Source organism: Paenibacillus sp. FSL R7-0189 (assembly GCF_037969925.1).
Taxonomy (GTDB): domain Bacteria; phylum Bacillota; class Bacilli; order Paenibacillales; family Paenibacillaceae; genus Paenibacillus_AQ; species Paenibacillus_AQ odorifer.
This window is the reverse complement of sequence record NZ_CP150223.1, coordinates 5,686,665-5,709,123: the sequence shown is the minus strand read 5'-3', so window position 1 is coordinate 5,709,123 and position 22,459 is coordinate 5,686,665. Positions and strand designations below refer to the sequence as shown.

General features: G+C 44.1%; 23 protein-coding genes. 5 read left to right on the top strand and 18 right to left on the bottom strand.

The features are described from left to right. Positions 1 to 60: 60 nt before the first annotated feature. The 5 genes from MKY63_RS25050 to MKY63_RS25030 form a co-directional block, all read right to left on the bottom strand. The gene (locus tag MKY63_RS25050) at positions 61 to 2,259 is read right to left on the bottom strand and encodes a DEAD/DEAH box helicase (RefSeq protein ID WP_076296605.1); all 2,199 of its coding nucleotides are present in this window, start codon (positions 2,257 to 2,259) and stop codon (positions 61 to 63) included. After that, the gene (locus MKY63_RS25045) at positions 2,256 to 3,575 is read right to left on the bottom strand and encodes an ATP-binding protein (protein WP_036676916.1); all 1,320 of its coding nucleotides are present in this window, start codon (positions 3,573 to 3,575) and stop codon (positions 2,256 to 2,258) included. The genes MKY63_RS25050 and MKY63_RS25045 overlap by 4 nt, the downstream gene beginning before the upstream one ends. 15 nt (positions 3,576 to 3,590) lie before the next feature. After that, positions 3,591 to 5,150 (bottom strand): TerB N-terminal domain-containing protein, encoded by a 1,560-nt coding sequence (locus MKY63_RS25040; protein WP_076316473.1) that lies wholly within the window; start codon positions 5,148 to 5,150, stop codon positions 3,591 to 3,593. 187 nt (positions 5,151 to 5,337) lie between these two features. Continuing rightward, positions 5,338 to 6,549, bottom strand: coding sequence for an MFS transporter (locus tag MKY63_RS25035; protein WP_094900681.1), 1,212 nt, complete (start codon positions 6,547 to 6,549; stop codon positions 5,338 to 5,340). 82 nt (positions 6,550 to 6,631) lie between these two features. Continuing rightward, positions 6,632 to 7,399, bottom strand: a complete 768-nt coding sequence (locus tag MKY63_RS25030; protein ID WP_036676915.1) for a DUF1836 domain-containing protein — start codon at positions 7,397 to 7,399, stop codon at positions 6,632 to 6,634. Between the two features lie 114 nt (positions 7,400 to 7,513). Between MKY63_RS25030 and MKY63_RS25025 the strand changes: the two genes are divergently transcribed. Next, the gene (locus tag MKY63_RS25025; protein WP_036676912.1) at positions 7,514 to 8,824 is read left to right on the top strand and encodes a hemolysin family protein; all 1,311 of its coding nucleotides are present in this window, start codon (positions 7,514 to 7,516) and stop codon (positions 8,822 to 8,824) included. A 50-nt stretch (positions 8,825 to 8,874) separates the two neighbouring features. On the opposite strand, the gene MKY63_RS25020 is transcribed toward MKY63_RS25025, so the two are convergent. The 3 genes from MKY63_RS25020 to MKY63_RS25010 are packed head-to-tail and all read right to left on the bottom strand — an operon-like array spanning position 8,875 to position 10,240. Continuing rightward, complete coding sequence (locus MKY63_RS25020; protein WP_076296602.1) at positions 8,875 to 9,408, bottom strand: GNAT family N-acetyltransferase; 534 nt, start codon at positions 9,406 to 9,408, stop codon at positions 8,875 to 8,877. A gap of 24 nt (positions 9,409 to 9,432) precedes the next feature. Continuing rightward, positions 9,433 to 9,861: a GNAT family N-acetyltransferase gene (locus MKY63_RS25015; RefSeq protein ID WP_076106756.1), complete on the bottom strand. Its 429-nt coding sequence runs from the start codon at positions 9,859 to 9,861 to the stop codon at positions 9,433 to 9,435. 25 nt (positions 9,862 to 9,886) lie between these two features. Beyond that, positions 9,887 to 10,240, bottom strand: a complete 354-nt coding sequence (locus MKY63_RS25010) for a VOC family protein (RefSeq protein ID WP_036677380.1) — start codon at positions 10,238 to 10,240, stop codon at positions 9,887 to 9,889. A gap of 191 nt (positions 10,241 to 10,431) precedes the next feature. Between MKY63_RS25010 and MKY63_RS25005 the strand changes: the two genes are divergently transcribed. Beyond that, the gene (locus tag MKY63_RS25005; protein WP_036677378.1) at positions 10,432 to 11,748 is read left to right on the top strand and encodes a TrkH family potassium uptake protein; all 1,317 of its coding nucleotides are present in this window, start codon (positions 10,432 to 10,434) and stop codon (positions 11,746 to 11,748) included. Between the two features lie 57 nt (positions 11,749 to 11,805). Here MKY63_RS25005 and MKY63_RS25000 read toward each other — a convergent pair whose 3' ends face one another. Beyond that, complete coding sequence (locus MKY63_RS25000) at positions 11,806 to 12,081, bottom strand: hypothetical protein (protein ID WP_038571400.1); 276 nt, start codon at positions 12,079 to 12,081, stop codon at positions 11,806 to 11,808. A 178-nt stretch (positions 12,082 to 12,259) separates the two neighbouring features. Between MKY63_RS25000 and MKY63_RS24995 the strand changes: the two genes are divergently transcribed. The 3 genes from MKY63_RS24995 to MKY63_RS24985 all read left to right on the top strand — a co-directional run bounded on the left by MKY63_RS24995 (position 12,260) and on the right by MKY63_RS24985 (position 15,176). After that, the gene (locus tag MKY63_RS24995) at positions 12,260 to 13,492 is read left to right on the top strand and encodes an aminopeptidase (RefSeq protein WP_038571402.1); all 1,233 of its coding nucleotides are present in this window, start codon (positions 12,260 to 12,262) and stop codon (positions 13,490 to 13,492) included. Positions 13,493 to 13,536: 44 nt separating this feature from the next. Continuing rightward, positions 13,537 to 14,766 (top strand): aminopeptidase, encoded by a 1,230-nt coding sequence (locus tag MKY63_RS24990; protein ID WP_076143602.1) that lies wholly within the window; start codon positions 13,537 to 13,539, stop codon positions 14,764 to 14,766. A gap of 227 nt (positions 14,767 to 14,993) precedes the next feature. After that, positions 14,994 to 15,176 (top strand): hypothetical protein, encoded by a 183-nt coding sequence (locus MKY63_RS24985; protein ID WP_036676895.1) that lies wholly within the window; start codon positions 14,994 to 14,996, stop codon positions 15,174 to 15,176. Between the two features lie 74 nt (positions 15,177 to 15,250). Here MKY63_RS24985 and MKY63_RS24980 read toward each other — a convergent pair whose 3' ends face one another. The 9 genes from MKY63_RS24980 to pstC all read right to left on the bottom strand — a co-directional run bounded on the left by MKY63_RS24980 (position 15,251) and on the right by pstC (position 22,413). Then, positions 15,251 to 15,943: a hypothetical protein gene (locus MKY63_RS24980; RefSeq protein WP_339810157.1), complete on the bottom strand. Its 693-nt coding sequence runs from the start codon at positions 15,941 to 15,943 to the stop codon at positions 15,251 to 15,253. 25 nt (positions 15,944 to 15,968) lie between these two features. Beyond that, entirely contained in the window at positions 15,969 to 16,541 is a 573-nt protein-coding gene (locus MKY63_RS24975) for a WHG domain-containing protein (RefSeq protein WP_339810155.1), read from the bottom strand. Next, positions 16,542 to 17,258: an MBL fold metallo-hydrolase gene (locus MKY63_RS24970; protein ID WP_339810153.1), complete on the bottom strand. Its 717-nt coding sequence runs from the start codon at positions 17,256 to 17,258 to the stop codon at positions 16,542 to 16,544. Between the two features lie 84 nt (positions 17,259 to 17,342). Continuing rightward, positions 17,343 to 17,810: a DUF6773 family protein gene (locus MKY63_RS24965; protein ID WP_076099096.1), complete on the bottom strand. Its 468-nt coding sequence runs from the start codon at positions 17,808 to 17,810 to the stop codon at positions 17,343 to 17,345. 2 nt (positions 17,811 to 17,812) lie between these two features. After that, positions 17,813 to 18,016 carry a helix-turn-helix transcriptional regulator gene (locus MKY63_RS24960; protein WP_036676881.1) on the bottom strand — a complete coding sequence of 68 codons (204 nt, stop codon included), beginning with the start codon at positions 18,014 to 18,016 and terminating at the stop codon, positions 17,813 to 17,815. Positions 18,017 to 19,048: 1,032 nt separating this feature from the next. Then, a complete protein-coding gene (locus MKY63_RS24955; protein WP_076099095.1) occupies positions 19,049 to 19,651 on the bottom strand; it encodes a nitroreductase in 603 nt (200 codons plus the stop codon). A 151-nt stretch (positions 19,652 to 19,802) separates the two neighbouring features. Then, complete coding sequence (gene pstB, locus MKY63_RS24950; protein WP_036687516.1) at positions 19,803 to 20,579, bottom strand: phosphate ABC transporter ATP-binding protein PstB; 777 nt, start codon at positions 20,577 to 20,579, stop codon at positions 19,803 to 19,805. Positions 20,580 to 20,617: 38 nt separating this feature from the next. Further along, positions 20,618 to 21,514, bottom strand: a complete 897-nt coding sequence (gene pstA / locus MKY63_RS24945) for a phosphate ABC transporter permease PstA (protein ID WP_036687518.1) — start codon at positions 21,512 to 21,514, stop codon at positions 20,618 to 20,620. After that, positions 21,511 to 22,413 (bottom strand): phosphate ABC transporter permease subunit PstC, encoded by a 903-nt coding sequence (gene pstC, locus MKY63_RS24940; protein WP_036687519.1) that lies wholly within the window; start codon positions 22,411 to 22,413, stop codon positions 21,511 to 21,513. The genes pstA and pstC overlap by 4 nt, the downstream gene beginning before the upstream one ends. Positions 22,414 to 22,459: the final 46 nt, after the last annotated feature.

Genomic DNA, 22,459 nt, shown 5'->3' with positions numbered 1-22,459 from the left:
AAACGCCCGCTTATGCGGGCGTCTGCAATTTAGAGTATTTTCGATGTTTACTGCTCAAGGTTAATTAGGTTGCTGCCACTGCTTTAAAACTTCAATCAGACCCGGGACATCTAATCCATCCAAGGAAAAAGCTTTGCGCAGCAGCTCATGCGGGATGAACTCATCGTATTTTCCGAGGTAGGGTGCTTCATCTGGTGATAACAATGATAATGGATCTGTGGCAGCCATACTTTCGGCAATGATCTCTGCTTCCAGCGTTTCTGCATCAGTTTTACCCGCAACAACCATATAATAAGGTTCCATCGGAACGATAGAACGCAGTCCCAGAGGGCTCTTCAGATTGTTCTTCAGAAGGCGCTCCAGCGTGCGGAATTGCCGACTGCCCGCCCAGGGCAGAATGAACATAGAATCTCCACCCGCCGGCATAACGGATCGCACAAGCATTCCGCTTTCCTTCGCTAAACGACGAGATCGTTCGAGCCGCGCAGCCGCACTCGGAGCTAAATACGGATACAATGAAGTGGCTCCTAAGATTTCACGGATCTTGTTCATGATGCGTGTATGTACATCCCCACCCGCACCAAGCCACAACGTATCTACTTTGCCGCGTGAGGTTTTCACATAAACGGCTTTATGGCGATTATCCACCTCTTCTACCTTCCAAAGCTTACCTGCCAGAGTAAAACAGTAGCCTGGTGGTGGAACCGTTGTGATCGATCCGATTTCCTCAGTTCCGTTATAGACCACATGCTCTTCATCATCTTTGAAGACCGCGTAGAAGCGGAAGTTATTCACGATCTTCTCTCCCGCCATCCCGATGATCAAGCTGCCTTCGTCCATCTTCTCAATTTGTCCCATGCCTAACATATAGGTCATGAAAATATCATAATCAGTAGGATCTATGGTTTTAAACGAAGGCAAACTCAGGACCGCTTCTTTTAAATCATCCGGTTCGGCCTCACCCATACTTTTCAAAATGCTCATCGTCTGATGGTATAGCAGTCCAACTGGCAGCTGACGCACGACCAGGGGTTCAACCCATTTCTCGCGCACATATAGCTCAATAACCGCTATCGCTCGAAGCAGTGTCCACGGCATCCGCGCCGGAAGCTGAGCTTCCTCGTCCTCTTCCTCGGGCGTGACAAAGATCATCTCGGATGCAGCGTCTCCACGCCTGCCCGAGCGGCCTAACCGCTGCACAAAGCTTGCGCAGCTATAGGGAGCGCCAACCTGTAGCACTCGCTCCAGCTCGCCCAGATCAATACCCAGCTCCAACGTCAATGTCGCTGCGGCAACAGCCGGTCCGGTGCCTTGCCGCAGCGCGGCTTCCGTCTCTTCACGCAGCATCGCGGAGATGCTGCCGTGGTGAACGTGAAACACATCCCGTTCACCACGCTTCGCGGCCGTTCTCCGCATCTCTAGGGTCGCCGTCTCCGCATCTGAGCGGCTGTTGGTGAAGATCAACGCCTTCTTCAGATGCGTATGATCATAAATAAAATCGTAATAAGACTGCTTCGCACGTTCTAAATGCTCCGCCTGCACCTCATCCCGTGCATCCGGGAAAGAGAAATGCTCCACACTTAACCTGAGCTTACGCCCGCCTTGTGGAGCGGACACTTCAACGCTCTCCCGCGTGCCCGCCGCCAGCCACTCTGTGACAGAAGCGTAGTCACTCAGCGTAGCTGATAGTCCGATTCTGCGAGGATAGCATCCCGCCATACGTGAGATTCTCGCCAGCTGGCTTAACACCTGAATCCCCCGGTCAGCTCCCATAAAGGCATGCACCTCGTCAATGACAATAAAACGCAGATCATGGAACAACGCTGGAATAGCATTCGGGCGGTTCATCAACAATCCTTCAAGCGATTCAGGGGTGATTTGCAGCACGCCTGAAGGATTCTGCACCAGTTTTGTTTTATCGGCTTGTGGTACATCTCCATGCCAGTGCCACACTGGAATGTTGCCTTCACGAAGCAAATCATTCAAACGTGTAAATTGATCGTTGATCAAAGCTTTCAGAGGGGCGATATACAAAATGCCAACCGAACCGGAAGGACGTTCATACAGTTCAGTAAGCGCAGGGAAAAAAGCTGCCTCTGTCTTACCTGAAGCGGTACCTGAGGCAATCAGCAGATGATGCGGGGTGTCAAAAAGCACCCGGCAGGCATCCACCTGTGCCTCACGCAAAGTCTCCCAGCGGTTCTTATAAATAAACTCTTTAATGAAGGGTGCCAGCCTATAGAACGGATTATCGCTCATAATTCAAACTCCGCCAGAAACCCATCCAGTTCATTTTGCTCAGTCTCAGCTGGCTTAGCCGTTTTTTCGCCCACTAGCTGTTCAAAAGTAATCTCCGGATGCTGGTGGAGCGTATGCAGCAGATCCATGAAATCACGTACTACCTCCCGTGGAGTCAAGAGTTCTTCAGCCCCTAATCTTCCAACCGCTTCCTCCATAAAATGAACCAATTGTTCCTGTGATAAACGCGCTTCATAACCATAATGTAGGGCGTGAATCCCTTTAAGCTTTTGCAGCAGTACCAGAATTTCCTCGTGTGATAACATGTCCAGTGCAATGATAGGTCCAGTATAATTGTTCAGACCCGCCGCCCCGTACCGGCCTGCAACCAATCTCGATCGCAGTGCCTCATAACTAAATAATCCACGCCGTCCATCTTCCACAAATTGCGGAGTTCCCCCTATAAAAATCCCAAGGTTCTCTGCCTTCCCCTGCATCGTATCATTGAACATAGTAAGCAGCTTTTCATAGTTGCTCTGGCGGGAAATACTGTTCGTAATTTTATAGAGATTGACACCTTCATCAATAAACAGCAGCAGACCTTTATAGCCAATAGCCGCGGTAAATTCCGCCCAAAGCTTCATATAGTCATACCAATTATCATCATCAATAATCACGCCAACTCCAAGCGCTTTGCGGGCTTCTGTCCGAGTTGCAAATTCTCCACGCAACCAGCGAAGCGAATCCTGTTTCTGGTCATCATCAGCCAGCTTGTGTGCATTCCAATAAGAGGCGAGTACTTTGGCAAAATCAAAACCATGCACCAAACCACGCATTTCAGAGGCTACAGCGTAAATTCGCTTCTCTACTTCTTCACCAAGCTGAGGGTGATCAGGTCCATATTCCTTCTCCTGCATCACGGACTGCTGTAGCGTAATAATCCATTTTTGCAGGATGATCTCCAACGCTCCACCATCTGGACGTGTGCGGGTCGATAAATGGCTCATTAGCTCCCGGTAAGTCGCTAGGCCTTGTCCTTTGGTTCCCACTAATCTGCGCTCAGGGGAGAGGTCAGCATCTGCTACTACAAAATCACGATCCATCGCGTAATTACGGATCATCTGAAGCAGAAAGCTTTTGCCGCTGCCGAATTTGCCTGTAATCAGCTTAAAAGCTGCCCCACCCTCTGCAATGTTCTCCATATCTCTTAATATGGCTTCAATCTCCGGCCGGCGGCCAACGGCTATATGCTCTAGTCCGATACGCGGAACAACACCAGCCGTCAACGAATTGACTAGCGCAGTTGTCATTCGTTTAGGTATTTTTAATTCACTCATCCAAAGTTCACCTCATTAAATATTGCGCAGCATAGAGATATATTCCTCAACAATGTCTTCACCCTCAATGATCAGATCACCGAGAATATCCATTGCGATTTCATTAATCTCATCAATTAAAAGCTCTGACATCGTGCCATTGGCAGCAGCCAGCTTCAGCATAGATTGACTTCCATCCTCATCCAAAAGAGCAAACAGTGCTACCCGTTGTAGTGGACTTAAAGCATTGGCAAACTGTTCTGCCTCCGACCCTATGTTAACCACTTGAGCTTCTTCAATCACATCTACAGGCAACAATTCTTCCTTGCTGTCTTTTATTGGATCGATTTCATCGATAATTACATCGATCTCGCTATCCTCGTAATCTTCCTGCTCGTCCATATTCTCAACCGTAAGCATCGTCCGTACAATTTCAGAATCACTTTTCAGGCGTTCTAGCTTCTCCGGATCTATGACGACTGCCGGCCTCTTGTCTTCCTGCGTCTCTTTAAGGTACTCACGCTTTAGAAAACGAGTGATCAAATCGTCCATATCGGCATCCACATTAACACCTTTAAGTCGTCCGCGGTAGCCCATCAGTTCCCGTAGTTTATTCTCAGTCAGACGAAATAGCCTGGTAATCAGACTGCGAAGTGGTGGAGATTTACTAATACGTACAACCGGTATAAGAACAGAATAGCCATATAATGAAATGTCATATACGGCACTTCGGAATAAATAACGCTCCCGCATCACCGCTGGTCCAGGTGGAAACATTTCAACTAGATTGGAGCCATGTTTTCGGGTGACATAAGCATTGATTAACGCCACGACCTGCGGAATGTATTGTTCAAGAGCTTCTTTGCCTTCTCCGATGTAGAACTTGGATTTACTAATATCATAGTCCGACATTGCCGTTAATACTGCAAAGGTTAGTTGCTCAGGCGCTGCGGTCAAGCCTCTCATTAATTCAAGTTCCGCCAGATCTCCTGCAAGACCACGTGAACGAGCCACAATGATAGAAAGCGGGACATCCAAGTGATGTACAAAAGAGAAGTCCGCGATCCAGCCGCCAAAATATTGATCCAAGCGTTTATAACTTTCCCGGTAAGCTTCCCAGATCTGATTTAGCTGCCTATAGCCATCATAAGGATCAGTCCACCCCACACCATTAATAAGCTCATATACATGCAGAAAAATATAAGAAAGATCTGTTTTCAGATATCTGCCTTGTCTAACTTCATTCCGCCAATAGAAATACCATCTGCTCTGCGTGCCTGTCATATGGCCATATGTAGGCCAGTAACTCTTAAAAGGAACAAATAGCGCTGAATCCTCAGTTTTATCAACCAATTCCTTCGCTCTTGTTACGAACTGCCCTTCGGTGGTAGTCACGGGCTCCGGCGTTTCCATCTCTGTATCCCAAAGCTGCAGCTGTAATGAAGGTTCAGGGGTGGAATTTGTTTTGCCATTATTCTTAGAAGATGACTTAGGCAGCGCAGGTTCAGGGGAATTTCGCGGCGGAATCGGTACATTTTGTTCCGTACTTTCCCAGACTAATTCTGTGAAATGCGGCTGCTTCCTATCATTACTCATGTGCGATCGCTCCGTCCTTATAAATAAGGATTAATGTAAAAAAACGGTCCTGTTCACAACTGTGAAGGAACCGTTTTGTTCTTACGTAATAGTAGTGGTCGTCCATACAGGACGACAACATCGTTTCTTCTTGATATTTTAGCACTGTTGATAGATTAACATCAAGTATGTAATGCAGAATCACACTTTAGAGAAGCTCGGTACCCTTTGTTTCTTTGCCAAGGAACAATACCGCTAATGCACCGATAATAATTGTTACAAAAAATAACATAAAGATCGAGCCAATCGCCATAGATTTACCTACTAGAACCCCTACCAGCAAAGGTGCGATAATGCCCCCAATCCGGCCAAAGGACGTTGCTAAACCAGCACCTGTGGAACGAATAGCCGTTGGGTACAGCTCTGGCGTATAAGCGTACATGCCACCCCAAGCGCCAAGATTGAAGAAGGATAAACAAATTCCGGCAGCCATCAGCATTCCTTCAGTAGTCGCATTTCCGAACCATGCAGCGCTAACCGCAGTGAACAGCATATAGATGACTAGGACAAATTTACGTCCGAACTTTTCAATAAAGTAAGCGGCAGTAAAATACCCAGGCAGCTGAGCGAGCGTCATAATAAGCACATACTCGAAGCTTTTGACCAAGCTGAAGCCTTTAAGTACCATAACTGTAGGCAGCCATAGAAACATGCCATAATACGAGAACACCACCGTAAACCATAAAATCCACAACATAATTGTAGAACGGCGATATTCTGGCGACCATACGGTAGCGATTCGTTTCTTTAAGGAAACGGGTGCCTTTTTAATCTCAGCAAATTTCGGTGAATCATCAATCGCCCGTCTTAGATATAAAGCGTAGAGTGCAGGTACAGCCCCAATTCCGAAAGCTATACGCCAGCCATAATCAGGGATAATGAAGAACGCGATTAATGCAGATGCAATCCAACCGACTGCCCAAAAGCTCTCCAAAAGCACAACCGCACGGCCTCTCTCCTGAGCAGGCATGCTCTCTGAGACCAAGGTAGAAGCGACAGGCAGCTCTCCGCCAAGGCCAAACCCAGCAATAAAACGAAGCACACAGAGGATTGCAAAGCCTGTTGCAAATGCAGATAATCCGCTTGCCGCCGAGAAAATAAGGAGTGTCCACAGCAATACCGGTTTACGACCAAAGCGGTCTGCTAATATTCCTGCCGCTGCAGCACCTACTGCCATACCGACGGAATTAATACTAGTCAATATACCGATCTGCTCCGGTCCCAGATTCCAATCCTTAGCTAAAGCTGCTACAACAAAAGAAATCATTCCGACGTCCATCGCATCGAACATCCAGCTCAAGCCAGCGCTGAAGAGTAATTTCCTTTGTTTCGGATTCCGCAGCAGTGTCATTTGATTCACTTCGAAGCCCCCTTATTTCAACCTGCTAACTAATAAAACTTACTTTTGATTGTTTCACTTATACATTTTAAAATTGAAGTGCTCAAAAATCAAGAAATAAAGCAGCATTAAAGTATTGCCTAGCCAGCGATTGAAAATAACAGGTCTGCACAGAAATTGTGGCGATAAGCAGCATATTACGAACGGATTCTCTCTGCGCTCTCGACAAATGTGTCAGCCGGTTAATTACACGATCTATAGAGCTTTTTAACGAGGTATCTTCTTTCCAAGAGAACTCCTTGTGCAACACTTGATCTACTTTACATTGCGTCTGAATCGATGGATTGCTTTTGATCTCCTCAAAAAGCCCTGCATATGCGTAATACAGCTTGGCCGGTTCAATTAGATCATCATCATCGCGATCCGGCTTTAGGAACATTAGCTGGAACAATTGGCGAATACTTTCAAAGTTAAGGGCTGATTTGAGATCATCAATAATAAACAAAAGCGCCGCCTGATTAACCGAATATTTCTTTCCTTCTTTAGGCGAACCGAGATATTCCTTGAAGTCGCGCTTGACCCAATTTTGCATAGCTGTGACGGTCAATGTGGAATACTCTATAAGATGGCCCAATGAAGCAATTTCACCAAGTGAAAAGCCTTTTACATGGCCGCCTTTAATGATCTTTTGTAATATGGGTGGAACATTGGTTGATAAAAAAGCGGGTAACGAAGTCCCCTTTTGTAATTCTTCACGGTGAAACTTTGCCCATGCCTCTTGGAGGATATTCAGCGGTTTCCGGTCTGACAATCCGGTCAATGAGAGCAGTAGACTGGACATCTCCACACGAGTCAATGCAAATGATTCCATATCTGTTTCCCTCCACCATTTGATATTTTACTGAAAAGTTCGTAGAATAGTTCATAAGAACTCATAATAATGAGTATAACCTATTTTAGGAACGAAAGGGATGGTAAAGATTATATGGGTATAGGACTTAGTTTGACGTTGGTGGTTATTTTGATTATTTTAACCGCTTTTTTTGTAGCAACAGAATTTGCATTGGTGAGACTTAGAGGTAGCCAGATCAGTCAAATGGTGCTTGACGGAAAGAAGAATGCCTTAGCAGTACAGAAGGTATCCGCTAATCTCGATGGCTATTTATCCGCTTGTCAGCTCGGGATTACAATCACTGCGCTGGGTATTGGTGCACTGGCAGAACCTGCATTCGAACAGTTATTGCTTCCGATTTTCGACTGGGCCAATATCAGTTCTAGTGTGAGTCACCCTCTTGCGTTTTTACTCGCATTCATCATTGCAACATTCTTACACGTCGTTGTCGGAGAACTTGCTCCGAAGACGGCAGCTATAAACATTCCGGAAAAAATCGGTCAAATTACTTCACCGCTGATTATTTGGTTCTACAGAATTTTGTACCCTCTCATTTGGTTCATGAACGGTTCCGCTAATATGCTTGTTCGACTTTTTGGGATGAAACCAGCTAGTGAGCATGGAGACGCGCATAGTGAAGATGAGATTCGTTTGATCTTGTCCGAGAGTTACGAAAGTGGGAAAATCAATAAAGCCGAATATGGCTATGTTAACCGAATCTTTACTTTTGATGAGATGCTCGCCAAAGAAATCATGGTTCCGCGAACCGATATGGTATGTCTTTTTACCAATCATTCGTTGAAAGAAAATTTCGAAATTATCCGCAAGGAGCAATATACTCGTTTCCCTGTGGCACAAGGCAGCAAGGATAATATTATCGGAATGATCAACACGAAACAGCTCTATTTGCAGTATGATAACAATCCTGATTTTGATTTCCACAGCTTAATTCAACCCGTACTGACAGTATCTGAGGTGACACCAGTCAAGAATCTTCTAACTCGTATGCAGTTGGAGCGTGTGCATATTGCCTTGCTGCTTGATGAATATGGTGGAACATCCGGTCTCATCACGATTGAAGATATTTTGGAAGAAATCGTTGGTGAAATCCGTGACGAGTTTGACGGTGATGAACGCAGAGAAGTCGAAAAAATAAGCGATACTAACTATCTATTCGATGGTAAGGTATCTCTGTTAGAGGTCAAGGATCTTACAGGGCTTGATTTCGAAGATGAAGAAGTGACCACAGTTGGAGGTTGGGTATACAGTCATATTACCGATCCAGCCATTGGCAAAAGTATTGTTCGTGACCATGTAACATTGACCATCCGCGAGATGAACAGATACCGTGTCCGCAAGGTTGAAGTTGTTATCGAACAATCAAGCAACACTGAATCATCATAAATTACGAAATCATAACCTTTATTCATAAAAAAAAGGATAGGGTCATCAGATTAAATCTGATCCTCTATCCTTTTTTCTTTTGGGAGAATTTTGCTCATATAATATTCGTCCACCCACTCACCATCGATAATAAGAGATTTCCGCTTCGTCCCTTCGATTTCAAACCCGTTCTTGATATATAGCGCCAAAGCAGCTTGATTATGGGTCATGACGGATAACTCAAGACGAACAATCCCATTGTTCATAGCCCAGATGTCCATCTCACGGAACAGGCCAGCTCCAATCCCATTCCCCTGATATTGTTTCTGAATCCCAATCACTATGTACGCGCTATGTCTATTACGTCTAACACTTCCACCTCTAACAGACAAGTAACCTGCCAAATGATTGTCAACCTCTGCCCCTATAAGAATTGAAGTTTTCCCTGCCAGAAAGCTTTCGAGCATTTCTTTGACCTGACAAAGACTAGCTTGTCTTTCATCCGGTTCCAATAACATAAATTTGGACTCCTGGTCTAACTGATGCTGAAGTCGAAGCAATTCACCTGCATCCTCCGGCACCAGCTCTCTAAGTGTGACCATCATATCATCACTTCCAATCGTAAATAACTATAAATACTTCTTGAACAACTTGCTGGAGCTGCCATCATAACCTAGATGCTCGTAAAAACGATGCGCTTCTTCTCTCTTTGCAGCACTTGATAACATAATCTTAAGGGCTCCCTTGAAGATTGCTACATTCTCGGCATGTCTCATTAGCATTGCGCCATACCCTTTTCCTCGTACTTTTTCAGCCACAATAACTCTTTCTATAACAGCAAAGGGCCTATCGTCACACAAAGCATCCATACAAAAATGAAGATGTAACGACCCGACAATTATTCCTTGTTCTTCGTACACATAAAGAAAACTATCCGGATGATCTGCTATCTGCTTCAGTCGCTCAGGGGATACATGAATAGCTGGATGCTCAGGCAGCAAAATCCGGTATAGTTCTTCAATATTGATAGCGTCTTTGGGCACAGCTTCTCTTATCATTCGTCTACTCCCTTCTATATAACGCTTAACAACGACAGACCATAATCACATTTCCATCGGGATCTTTAAAATTAAACCAATGATCATGTTCGATATCCGTCAGAATCTCTCCTCCGTTGGCCTTTACATAATCATAAGCAGCATCAATGTCCTCGGTGTTTAGATGAAACGAAGGGATGTTTAGAACAGATTCAGCGGTGTAAATCTTACTGTCCAAAACGATGCCCGGTCCCTGCATAGGGACTACATATAAATGGCCGAATAATACCTCTCCATCTAGTGGCAGTCCAAGCAATTGGCAATACCATTGTTTAGATTTCTCAATATCCTTTACCGGAATAAAAACAGCACCAATCTGATTCAGAATCGGACTTATCATCATTAAGAAAGCCTCCTCTTTAAAGTTGACGGATAGGGTGTTATTCTAGAATAATTCGATAAAATATGTCAATTACCTCCCTCCATTTAGGGAAGGGCTGGTAAGTTGTGTTATAATTCTGTGAGCATTACTCCAATATCACGTACGTCAGGAGAATTACATTGGCTAACCTGAACTTCGGTGGTTTTAAAATGACCCCGCCCAAAGTTTTATCACTAGGATTCTTAATCCTTATCACTGCCGGGACTTTTCTGCTTAGTCTCCCGGTCTCCTCAACATCCGGACAAATATCCTTTATCGATGCCTTGTTTATGGCGACTTCAGCCACATGTGTTACAGGTCTTGCAGTCATTGATACGGGAACTCAGCTAACTACCTTCGGACAAGTTGTTCTACTCATTTTATTTCAAATCGGAGGATTAGGCTTTGTAACGATGGCTACTTTGATTACCTTGGTCCTTAATAAACGGATATCCTTGAAAGAGCGAATCCTTTTGCAAGAATCTATGAACCAAAATTCGATGCAGGGAATTGTACTCTTAATCCGTAGAGTCCTGATCTATTCTCTTGTTATTCAGCTGTCGGGTGCCGTGTTGTTTGCTGGAAGGTTTATGATGGATATGCCCTTTGGGAAAGCAGCATATTATGGGATTTTTCATAGTATATCTATCTTTAATAATGCAGGCTTTGATCTCTTCGGTGATATTCATGGACCCTTTAGCGGACTTACTCGTTTTGTAAATGATCCCATTGTTAACTTCACCTCAATGAGCCTCATATTTCTTGGAGGGATTGGTTTTATCGTTCTGTCTGATCTTATGGACTTTCCTAAACGCAGAAGACTCACTCTTCATTCAAAGGTTGTTCTTTGGACTTCTCTTATATTGATTATTATTGGTGCGGGGCTGTTTTTCTTACTGGAGTATAATTCTACGCTGAAGCCCTTGAGTGCAAGCGGAAAGTTTTGGGCGACCTTTTTACAAGCGGTAACTCCGCGATCTGGTGGTGTCACCACCATTGAAGTTCCACTTTTACGGCAATCCACACAATTTCTGATGATTCTATTGATGTTTATCGGAGCTGCTCCTGGGTCGACGGGTGGAGGAATTAAGATCACTACATTCGCCGTACTGGTTACTGCGGTAGCTGCACGATTACGGGGGAAAGAAGATATTGTAATGTTTCGCCACCGGATCGCTAAAGAAAATGTATATAGAGCCCTTACCATCACATTAATGTCTCTCATGCTGCTTGTCATCGCTACGATGTTATTATCCTTGACCGAGAGCGCTGAATTTCTAACTGTACTTTTTGAAGCTGTATCTGCTTTTGGAACCTCAGGCTTATCTATGGGCCTTACTCCGGAACTGACTACGGCAGGAAAGGTTCTAGTGATTATCCTGATGTTTATGGGCCGGACCGGACCACTTACACTTGCTTATGCTTTGAAACCAAAAGGTAGTAAAGAACTGTATCGTTACCCAGAAGGTAAGATAACGATTGGATAGTCATGATATGGCCAGCGGCTACCAGATAATGCCGCTGACGTCATATCAATAATAGTATTATTCTTCCACGATTTCTTGTTGATCAAGTGCCGCATCCAGCAACTGATTGTACACATCATCGTCATTCTCCAGCAATGCATCCGTTTCTAAGAACTGTTCCTCGCTCCCAGGCTCACCCGCAAAGCTTAGACTGTAATCCCATTCCGTTCCTCTTGTACTGAAGAAAGTAATTTCATATGGAGCCTTATGATTTTCGAGAGTGAATACAGTCCTCCCTACATAACTTTTATCTTCTTTACGGCTCATTTCAGCACTTACGATCTCTAAATTCATCCACTTATCTTCCTTCCTATCATCAAATCAGCTACCCTTTCAGTATATCATTGAAATGATTGTAATTCCTTCTCTTTGCTCTGTAAATTCCACGTAATTGACTTTTTTCATCCGGCGGTTAATAATTTAGTACAATGCTTGTAAAGTACTAAACTATTAGTAAATGGAGGAAATTACAATGACTGATTTTCAGGCTAAGCTTAGTAAATATGCAGATTTAGCTGTACAAATAGGTGTTAATGTTCAACCCGGGCAAATTCTAGTGGTGAATGCACCGATTCTTGCCGCTGATTTCGTACGTCTAATTACCGCTAAGGCATATGCCATCGGAGCAAGTTTAGTTAAGGTGAACTGGAGTGATGCGAGCATTACACGCCAACAGTTTGAACACGCTGCGCCAGAGGTATTCACTCAGCCTCCTACTTGGTACGCAGGTGAAATGACTGAATTCGCCGAAAAAGGTGCGGCTATCCTTAACGTGATCGCTGAAGATCCTGATGCACTTAAAGGTATTGATCCAGTACGTATCTCCAATTTTCAAAAAGTACGTGGAGCTGCCCTCACCAAATATCGTGAAATGCAAATGTCCGACAAAGTTAGCTGGAGTATTGTAGCTGTTCCTTGTCAAGCTTGGGCGGATAAAGTGTTCCCTGAGGTTCCAGCCGAAGAACGTGTAGATAAACTCTGGGAAGCCATTTTCCACACCGTGCGTCTTGACCGTGAAGATCCAGTAGCTGCATGGCAGGAGCATCTCGACACCTTAGAACAAAAAGCAAATGTACTCAATGCAAAAAAATATAAAAAGCTGCATTACATAGCACCTGGCACTGACCTTAGCATCGAGCTTCCTGAAGGCCATATCTGGGCACAAGGAGACAGCATTAATGCAAAAGGTCATTCTTTTGTAGCCAATATGCCTACCGAAGAAGTCTTCACTGCACCACTAAAAACTGGTGTTAATGGCACTGTAAGAAGCACAAAGCCACTTAGTCATGGCGGCAACATCATCGATGGCTTCTCTATTAGCTTTGAGAACGGCCGTATTGTAAGTGTTACTGCTGAGCAAGGTCAAGAAGCGCTAGAGCACCTCATTAGTATGGATGAAGGAGCGAAATACTTAGGGGAAGTTGCCTTGGTTCCTCATAAATCCCCTATTTCTGAATCCAACATTCTTTATTACAACACATTGTTTGACGAAAATGCTTCTAATCACCTTGCTATAGGTATGGCTTATGCCTTCTGTTTAGAAGGCGGTAAAGACATGAATCCAGAGCAGTTAATTGAGCATGGCCTCAACAATAGTGTAACCCATGTGGATTTCATGATCGGGTCAGCTGAGATGAACATTTACGGGATAACTGCTGATGGAACTGAAGAACCTGTCTTCCTGAATGGAAACTGGGCGTTCTAATTTAAGCACACAAGAGATACAGGATATTGGGAGGAATAGAAACTATGTTGGATTTCAAGCAAAAGCTGGAGAATTACGCATTGCTGGCCGTGAAGATTGGCGTTAATATTCAACCGGGTCAGACACTCGTTGTGAATGCAGATATTGTATCCGCAGAGCTTGTGCGACTTGTGGTTCGTAAAGCCTATGAAGCCGGCGCGAGACTTGTAAAGGTGAATTATAGTGATGAAGTTGTATTACGTACACGATATGATCTTGCTCCATCCGATTCCTTCCTGGAGCCGCCGCAGTGGCAAGCCGATGAATTAGAGGATCTTGCTAAAAAGGGAGCGGCATTTCTAACCATTATCTCTGCTGACCCGGATCTTTTAAAAGGCGTTGAACCTGGAAGAATTGCCGATAATCAGCGTATCTCTGGGCAGACCCTAGCGCCATATCGTGAGTACTTAATGGGAAATCATGCGAGCTGGAGCGGTCTTGCCTTCCCATCAGCCTCTTGGGCTGCAAAAGTGTTCCCTGACGCTCCATCCGAGCAGCAGGTTGAACTGTTATGGGATGCCATCTTTAAAGCCACACGTGCGGATCAGGACGATCCTATTGAAGCATGGAGCCGCCATTTAGATGGACTCAAAACTCGTTGCTCTTCCTTGAATGAAAGTAAGTTTCGCAAGCTGCACTATACAGCACCTGGTACAGATTTAACTATTGAGTTGCCGGAAGGACACATCTGGTGTCAGGCTGGAGCTGTGAACGGTAAGGGCGTCCCTTTCTTAGCCAATATTCCTACGGAAGAAGTGTTTACTGCCCCTTTGAAGTCTGGTATTAATGGTAAAGTGAGCAGCACTAAGCCACTTAGCTACGGCGGCAATCTAATCAATAACTTCACGCTGACCTTTGAGAACGGTAAAGTGATTGATTTTACTGCTGAAGAAGGCGCTGAAACTTTGGCATCACTAATCGCGCTGGATGAAGGCTCTTCCTATCTTGGCGAAGTTGCTTTGGTACCTTTCCACTCTCCGATTTCTGAGAGCGGTATTCTTTATTACACTACGTTGTATGATGAGAATGCCTCCTGTCATTTGGCTTTAGGTGCAGCTTATGCCTTCACAATTCAAGAAGGAATTACGATGACTAAGGAACAGCTGTTGGAAAAAGGAATGAATCAAAGCCATACCCATGTTGACTTTATGATGGGCTCTCCTGAAATGAATATTGACGGAATTAACGATGATGGAACAACAGTACCTATCTTCCGTAATGGGGATTGGGCTTAAGGCTTAAACAACACCCGTTAGATCCTAGATAGAACCAACTTCAAACAACCCGCTTAGCTCTCTAATTAGAGAGTAAGCGGGTTGTTTTTGTTTTAACAACAACATTTCAGGTGGTAAAATGCCCAAATTTGAATAAATGTTCAATATTTGTTCACACTATTGTTGATTTCCGTTCACAAATATGTCACAATACAATTAAGGATTGAATTTCCAAGGAGGGGATTATCATGTTGAGAGACCCAGTATCCAAAGAAGTTGACAGCATCGAAGAAGAACAGCTAGAAATTCAACCACCGGTAGATTCAAGAATTGTTGCATCTAATGCTATTAAATACACTGCCTATGTTATGCTGCTTTTTGGATTCTTGTATTTCCTGATTGCTTACTTGGCGCCTATGTTGGAACCTTAATGTGATGGATATAACTTTATTGGAAAACGCTTACGGTTAATCACTCTCTATGGAGTAGTGATTAACCGTTTTTATTAATTCCATGAGAATGCTTTGTTTGTCCAAGCTATTGCTGTAGGCGACCATACCCCGTTCATCTTCGATTGTATCCAAGCTATGGCCTCTTCTCTATCCCCTTCAAAAGCGGATAAACCGTTATCTGACATCCAGTGACTGACCGTCTCGAACGAGGTACTGCTCCAACCATTTACTTCACCTTCATCATTCAGGCGTTGCTTGATGCCTGAGATCACCATATCTAAAGATCCTTGCAGCTCAGTAACCGCGTTATCGAAGGCTGTTTTCTTTTCTTTTGCCTTCATATCAGCCTCTGCCCGAAGTTTACGTGTATCAATACCTTCATGTTCACGAACAATCTGCAGCAAGGTCACAGCTTCTTTACTAGCCAACCCATCCTTGTACCGTTCTTCAATAGATTTTGTACTTCCTACTGCTGCTACAATTGCCGGGAACCACTCCCTTGAGACCAAGATAGCCTTTTTCTTAATAAATTTTCCGTATCCTGCTAGACCCTCACCTGGAAACTGTGCGCGCCATGACCACGGATCTAAATCTGTTCCAGTATGCCAATTCTCGGGCTTAGTTAAGCCGTTTAAAGACGGGTGCCCGGGAATCAGCACAGCAAGCGGTAAAATCCCCAATTTCGCAATAACCTCTGCTGTTTCCCCATAAGTGGTGACACTACCTTGTTCATATTCCTGACCCATTTGTTCATCATCTCCTAGATCTAATTTAATCAGATTTCATATTTCCAATTCCGGTTATAAAAGTGCTAATCAAGCGGGTTAGACTCTCGTTAGTATCGAGCGCCATACCGAATCCACCCTTTTGCTCCAATGAGGCGAATCCATGCAGGATACTCCGTAATCCCCTTACGGCATGAAGTTCTCCTTCTTCGCCTAATTGATAACTCTTCATCACCTGAATTATAAACTGCAAAATATGCTCACCAGCCGCTTCAAGCTCCGTGTTCTCCTGCTCAGGCGCTCGTAGTGTAGTCTCATACAAACCTGGTCTACTCCTAGCAAAATCCACATATGCCTGGCCCATCGCGTGTACAGCAGCATCTCCATTTAATCCTTCAGCTGCGTTCGACATGCTTGTAAATAATAACTCTAATCCGTAAATGGCGAGCCCAGTCCGCAAATCCTGCAGTCCATTTATATGGTTGTATAATGACGGGGAACGAACACCTAGTTTACCTGCTAATGCAGCCAAGGTAACGGCTTCTATACCTTCATCATCGGCAATTTCTGCTGCTCTAATCACTAGTGTGTGACGATCTAATCCTGCTCTAGGTGACATTTAATTACTCCTATCCTGAATCATTTGTGCCTTACGTATGGCTTTCTCCATCTCCTGCTTTGGCGCTTTCAGTAAGTTGCCGTGACCAACAGCAAGTAAAGCTGGAGATAACTCTAGAAGCTTAATCGCACTATTCAGAGCTTGAGCTTTATTCCATGTAGCCATTGCTGGAAAAGGAAACAGGGGGATGATGGTTCCAGCCACCGCAGTTCCCCGGAAGGTCTGAAGAGCATCCCCAACGATTACAGCACCGCTGCGTGAATCAAGGAAAGACATAGAGCCGGGGGTATGTCCTGGAGTGTGAATCGCTGTTAATGATCCAATGGTATCCCCTTCGTGGAGAAGGACATCTGGCTTGGTAGCTATCTTCTTCGGCACGCCTCCCTTAATAGGGGTCTGAGGTTCTCCTTCCCGAAGTGAACGATCTCCACGTAGTAATGCCGAATCTCGCTCAGAGATGTACACCTGAGCCTCTGGACGTTGCTTTTTTAGTCCATCCAGTGCCCCAATATGATCATCATGCGCATGCGTTAAGATCATACGTGTAAGCTTCTTATTTAGCTTCGCTTCAGTATCCATAATTCCTTTTAGACTAAATGGCATAGCGGCATCTATTAAAGTCAATCCATCGTTTTCCTCAATAATGTAACAATTCACTGGAAAAAAATTTGGCATCCAAGTCAACTGCAATAAATGACCTTCACGTGTTACTCTCATCCTTACCCCTCCGATAAACTAATGATATTAGCTTAAATATAAACTAATGATATTAGTTTTGCAAGAGATTGTTATCTTTAATATTTAACTCTCAATGTTCTTGTCAGCATTTTTGTTGGATTTATTAATTATGTACCACATCGCCCAAGTGATCCCTATGAAAAAAACAACCGCCCCCACGAGAGTACTCGATATATTTTTTCTAATATCCACTTCTCCCGCTTCTCTAAAATCAAGCAAAAATGTTAGCGTGGCCCAAATAATCGTGCTGATAACTCCCGATATTAAATGAATCTTCTTAAACCGTCTGAGTTCTCCTTCCTTACTCGGCAGCAGGTATATCCCATCTTTGACACAACAAACGGTAACATACAAGCAACCTAACAGCATAATCCCAAAAGTATCTACCCAATATTTGATGTCCCATTCCAGGATAAATACTTTTACCAAAAGGCTGATCATAAATCCCACTAACACAATCAATAATCCGTGCGTACTAAACTTCTGAATTTCTGTGATAATTCGTTCGTCTTTAATCTTTGGCCCTTTCACAACTAATCCTCCCAAAAAATATCGTTTAATGACGTATCTAACGCCTTGCAGATGGCTATGCACAGCTTAATCGTCGGGTTATAGTTACCAGCTTCAATCAGGCCGATCGTCTGCCGTGTAACCCCTACAACTTCCGCTAACTGTTCTTGGGAAAGATTCTTTTGGATTCTTGCCAGCTTTAACTTGATGTTTTTGTTCTCTCCCACTCCATAACCTCCCTTTAATGTTTGTGATGCATTCCATTTTCCACCATTGTAATCTATATCGGTCATTATGTACATTATATATTACATTTGTTTATTGGGATCAACATTTCACTTTAGGATCGACGTGTCATTTTAGGATCCAGACTTCATTTTCCATTCCCTCTCCATCAGGAAATACTTTCTCCCCACCGTTGGATCAAATGGTGAAGAGTGATTGTAATTGAGTCCATAGCCAGTCAGCTGCGATGCCTAACTCGCCGCCTTGGCTAGTATGTAAGTACACTTTTGCCAATAGTTCGGACTCAGATGACCTTATAATGCAAATTCGAGTGTTTTCTGCGGGTTATCGGACTCAATTGCAGCTATTTACTCAAAACCACACCAATTCTGCGCCTTTACAAGGTAATAAGAGCTATGGGGTCCGATACTTCTACAAAATGACTCAAAAAGCTCAAATAGCTGCAATACAGTCCGCAACATGAGGTTCTTTAGTTAGTTTAGGTTAGTTTGGGGTTAGTTCGCTTATTCGCCGTTGCATCGGACTGAGGAGTCCTTATTTCGTATATTTGCAGCTAATTGACGTGCTATCGGACCCAGTTGCAGCTATTTACTCATAACCACACCAGTTCTGCACAGTTACATGGTTATAAGAGCTATGTGGTCCGATACTTCTGCAAAATGACTCCAAAAGCTCAAATAGTTGCAATACGGTCCGATGCGGAGATCAGTAGGATATCACTAGGGAGCCCGTAGGAGGTCTGTATGAAGCCCGCTGGAGGTCAGTAAAGATCATTAAGAAGTAAGTAGAAGGTTGAGCCACATCAGCAGAGGAACCAGCAGCGAAACGTGATCAGCACCTAGCACCCAGTAGCCCTCCCCCTACTATCGCTAGTCAAAGTAACAAAAAAAAGCATCCCTAAGGATACTTTTGATCTTTCGATGCTTTTGATCTTTCGATCTTTTTGATATTTCGACGCTTTTTCGATGTTTATGATCCTTCCGCTTTTAATATACGAATGCCTTCGACTTTCCTTATTCCACTACGCCATTCTCTGGATAGAAGTCTACGATCTTCAGCAGCTCCGAAGCGTCTGTGCGTGGACGGCTGTCAGGTACAGTCTCCGGATATCCGGCATGGATCATGGCTACAATTTTTTCGCCGGGCTTCACACCAATTTTAGTGCGGAATTCAGGGTTGTTGATGTATGGATCTGTCTTCCAAATCGTTCCTACACCTTGTTCCCAAGCTGCGAGCTGGAAGTTCTGTACTAGTGCGGACGCTGCTGCAAAATCCTCGTCCCACTCTCTTTGCCGAGGATCTTCAGGCATCACTACGATTACTGTTAACGGAATATTCGAGATATATTCTTTACGTTTAGCAGCCACTTCTGGATCAGCTATAGCACGTTTTACAAAAGCAAATGCAGATTCAGCTAGGAATTTCGAACCTTCCCCTTGAAAAGCAATAAATCTCCACGGCTCACGCACACCATGATTCGGTGCCCATACCGCTACATTTAATAATTCCTCTAAAAGGCCTTGTGGAAGTGGATCTTTTTTAAAAAGCTTAATCGAGCGTCGTTCTTTTATTATTTCGGCCACACTATTCTGTTGAGTCTGTTGAGATTGCGTCATAAGATCCACTCCCTAATATAGTAATAATGATAATCATTATCACAAATGATACAGCATCTTTCTGCCTTTTGCAAATAATAGGCAACCATTCGAATCACAACTCTTGAATTCACAAAAAAACACCGTTCCCGAAAGAACGATGTTCACAGCTTCAGCCGAATCGGCCCATGATATATTCTTGCGTCATTTGATTCTCTGGATTGGTAAAGACTTTATCCGTCTTATCATATTCGACAAGGGAGCCTAGATAAAAGTATGCGGTATAATCAGAGATCCGAGCTGCCTGCTGCATATTATGTGTCACAATAACGATGCGAAGCTCTTCTTTCAACTCCTTGATTAGCTCCTCTACTTTACCTGTGGAGACCGGGTCTAGAGCTGATGCTGGTTCGTCCAAGAGCAGAATTTGCGGGTTAACCGACAACGCTCTAGCAATACAAAGGCGCTGCTGTTGTCCACCGGAAAGTGCAAGTGCTGAATCTTTTAAACGATCCTTTACCTCATCCCACAATGCTGCTTTGCGAAGACTGCTCTCAACAATCTCATCAAGAGCCTTTTTGCCTTTAATGCCGTGATACTTAGGTCCAAAAGCGATGTTATCGTAAATCGATTTATAGAACGGATTTGGCTTTTGCCATACCATCCCGATCTTCTGACGCAGCTTAATCACATCCGTACCCGGAGCATTAATATCCACTCCATCAATCCAGATGCTTCCTTTTGTTTTTGAACCAGAAATTTCGTCATTCATCCGGTTCAAAGAACGAAGAAAGGTTGATTTACCGCAGCCGGAGGGGCCGATCAGTGCAGTAACCGTATTTTCAGCAAATGGAAGGCTTATCCCCTTTACTGCCTCATATGTTCCGTAAAAAATACTCAGGTCTTCGGTTTGAAAAGATTCACGCACTGCTGTTGCCGACGTTCCCATCGATTACTCCTCCTACATCTCTACTTTAATTTGTATGATTAGTTCATTCTTTTTGAAGCTGTAAGCTTACGATAAATAAATCTTCCGAAATAACGTGCTGCCAGATTGAAGATTAACACCATAATTACAAGCACCGCCGAAGCTCCCGCAGCAATCTGTGCAGCATCTGGAGCTAGACCTTCACTGTTGACCTTCCAAATGTGGACAGCCAGCGTTTCCGCTGGACGGAAGGGATTCAGTGGCGAATTCGCACTAAGTGGATTCCAGTTGGTGAAATCCAATCTAGGGCTACTCATTCCTGCTGTGAACATCAACGCAGCTGCTTCCCCAAAGACACGGCCAGCGGACAAGATAGTACCTGTAATAATTGTAGGTAATGCTACCGGAAACAACACCGAGGTAACAATTTTCCACTTGGATAATCCTAGTGCAAAACCGGCCTCTTTTTGTTGTTTTGGAACACTACGAAAAGCTTGCTCCGTAATCCGCACCATCAGCGGTAGATTAAAGACCGTCAATGCCAGCGCACCGGAGATTAAGGAGAAGCCTAGATTGAAATAGTTAACAATTAGCAATAGACCAAACAAGCCGACTACGATGGAAGGGAAAGATGACAATACTTCAACAATCAAGCGAATAAAGCCGGTAATCTTACCGGGACGAGCATATTCTGCCATATAAATACCGGCACCCAGTCCAAGCGGAACTGTAATAATAAGTGTCAATACTAACAGGAATAAGGAGTTAAATAGCTGTGGTCCGATCCCTCCACCTGCACGAATCTTTTGCGGTGCGGAGAAAAGAAAATCCCAACTGATATGGCTTAAGCCTCTAAAGAGGATATATCCCAAAAGTCCAAGTAGAATGGCAACGATGAGCATCGCGAAAAATACAATAAGACTGGTGGCAATTTTATTTACGGTTCTCGGCTTCAAATTTTATTTCTCCTTTCAAGCATTCTCACAAAGAAGACAAATACGAAAGTCATCAGCATGAGAACCAGTGCCATACTCCACAGTGCATTATTGTGAGGTGAGCCCATGGTCGTGTTCCCCATACCGAGTGTGATCACACTGGTCAAGGTAGAAGCTGACTCAAAGAGTGATTTTGGTACGAATGGCGCGTTCCCGATAACCATTTGTACAGCGAGTGCTTCACCGAAAGCACGAGCCATTCCCAATACAATCCCTGTCATTATGGCAGGAAAGGTTGTTGGAATAATCACCCGCGAAATCGTCTGCCACCGGGTGGCACCAAGCGCATAGGAAGATTCTTTTAAGTTTTGCGGCAATGAAGCCAGCGCGTCTGCAGCCACGCTTGTAATCGTCGGAAGAATCATTACCGAGAGCACAAGCGCGCCTGCAGCTACCCCGATGCCTTGGCCCGGCAGGTTGTTGCGTAGAAACGGTACAATTACACTTAATCCGATGAAACCATATACTACCGAAGGAATCCCTGCCAAAAGCTCAATAACAGGTTGAAGTAATTTTTTGCCCCACCCTGGAACAATCTCAGTCATAAATAACGCAGCGCATAAGCTAAGTGGACTAGCAATCAATGCGGCAAGCAAAGTAACCAGAAAGGAACCCGAGATAAATGGAAAAGCTCCGAAGGAAGGCGTATCCGCTTCTGGCGACCACTTTGTACCGAATAGAAATTCAGAAACTGTAGCATTACCACTTGTGAAGGTTGAAATTCCTTTAGACGCTACAAAATATACCATCGATACAATGATTGTTATCAACAGTAATACACAGAAGGACATATAAGTACGTCCAACAAAATCTTCAATATGATGTTTTTCGAATCGTGAGTTCTTTAGTTTCACCCTCAATTGCTCCCTCTTTCTAAAGTGAAAAGAGAGGCAGATGTATCCGCCT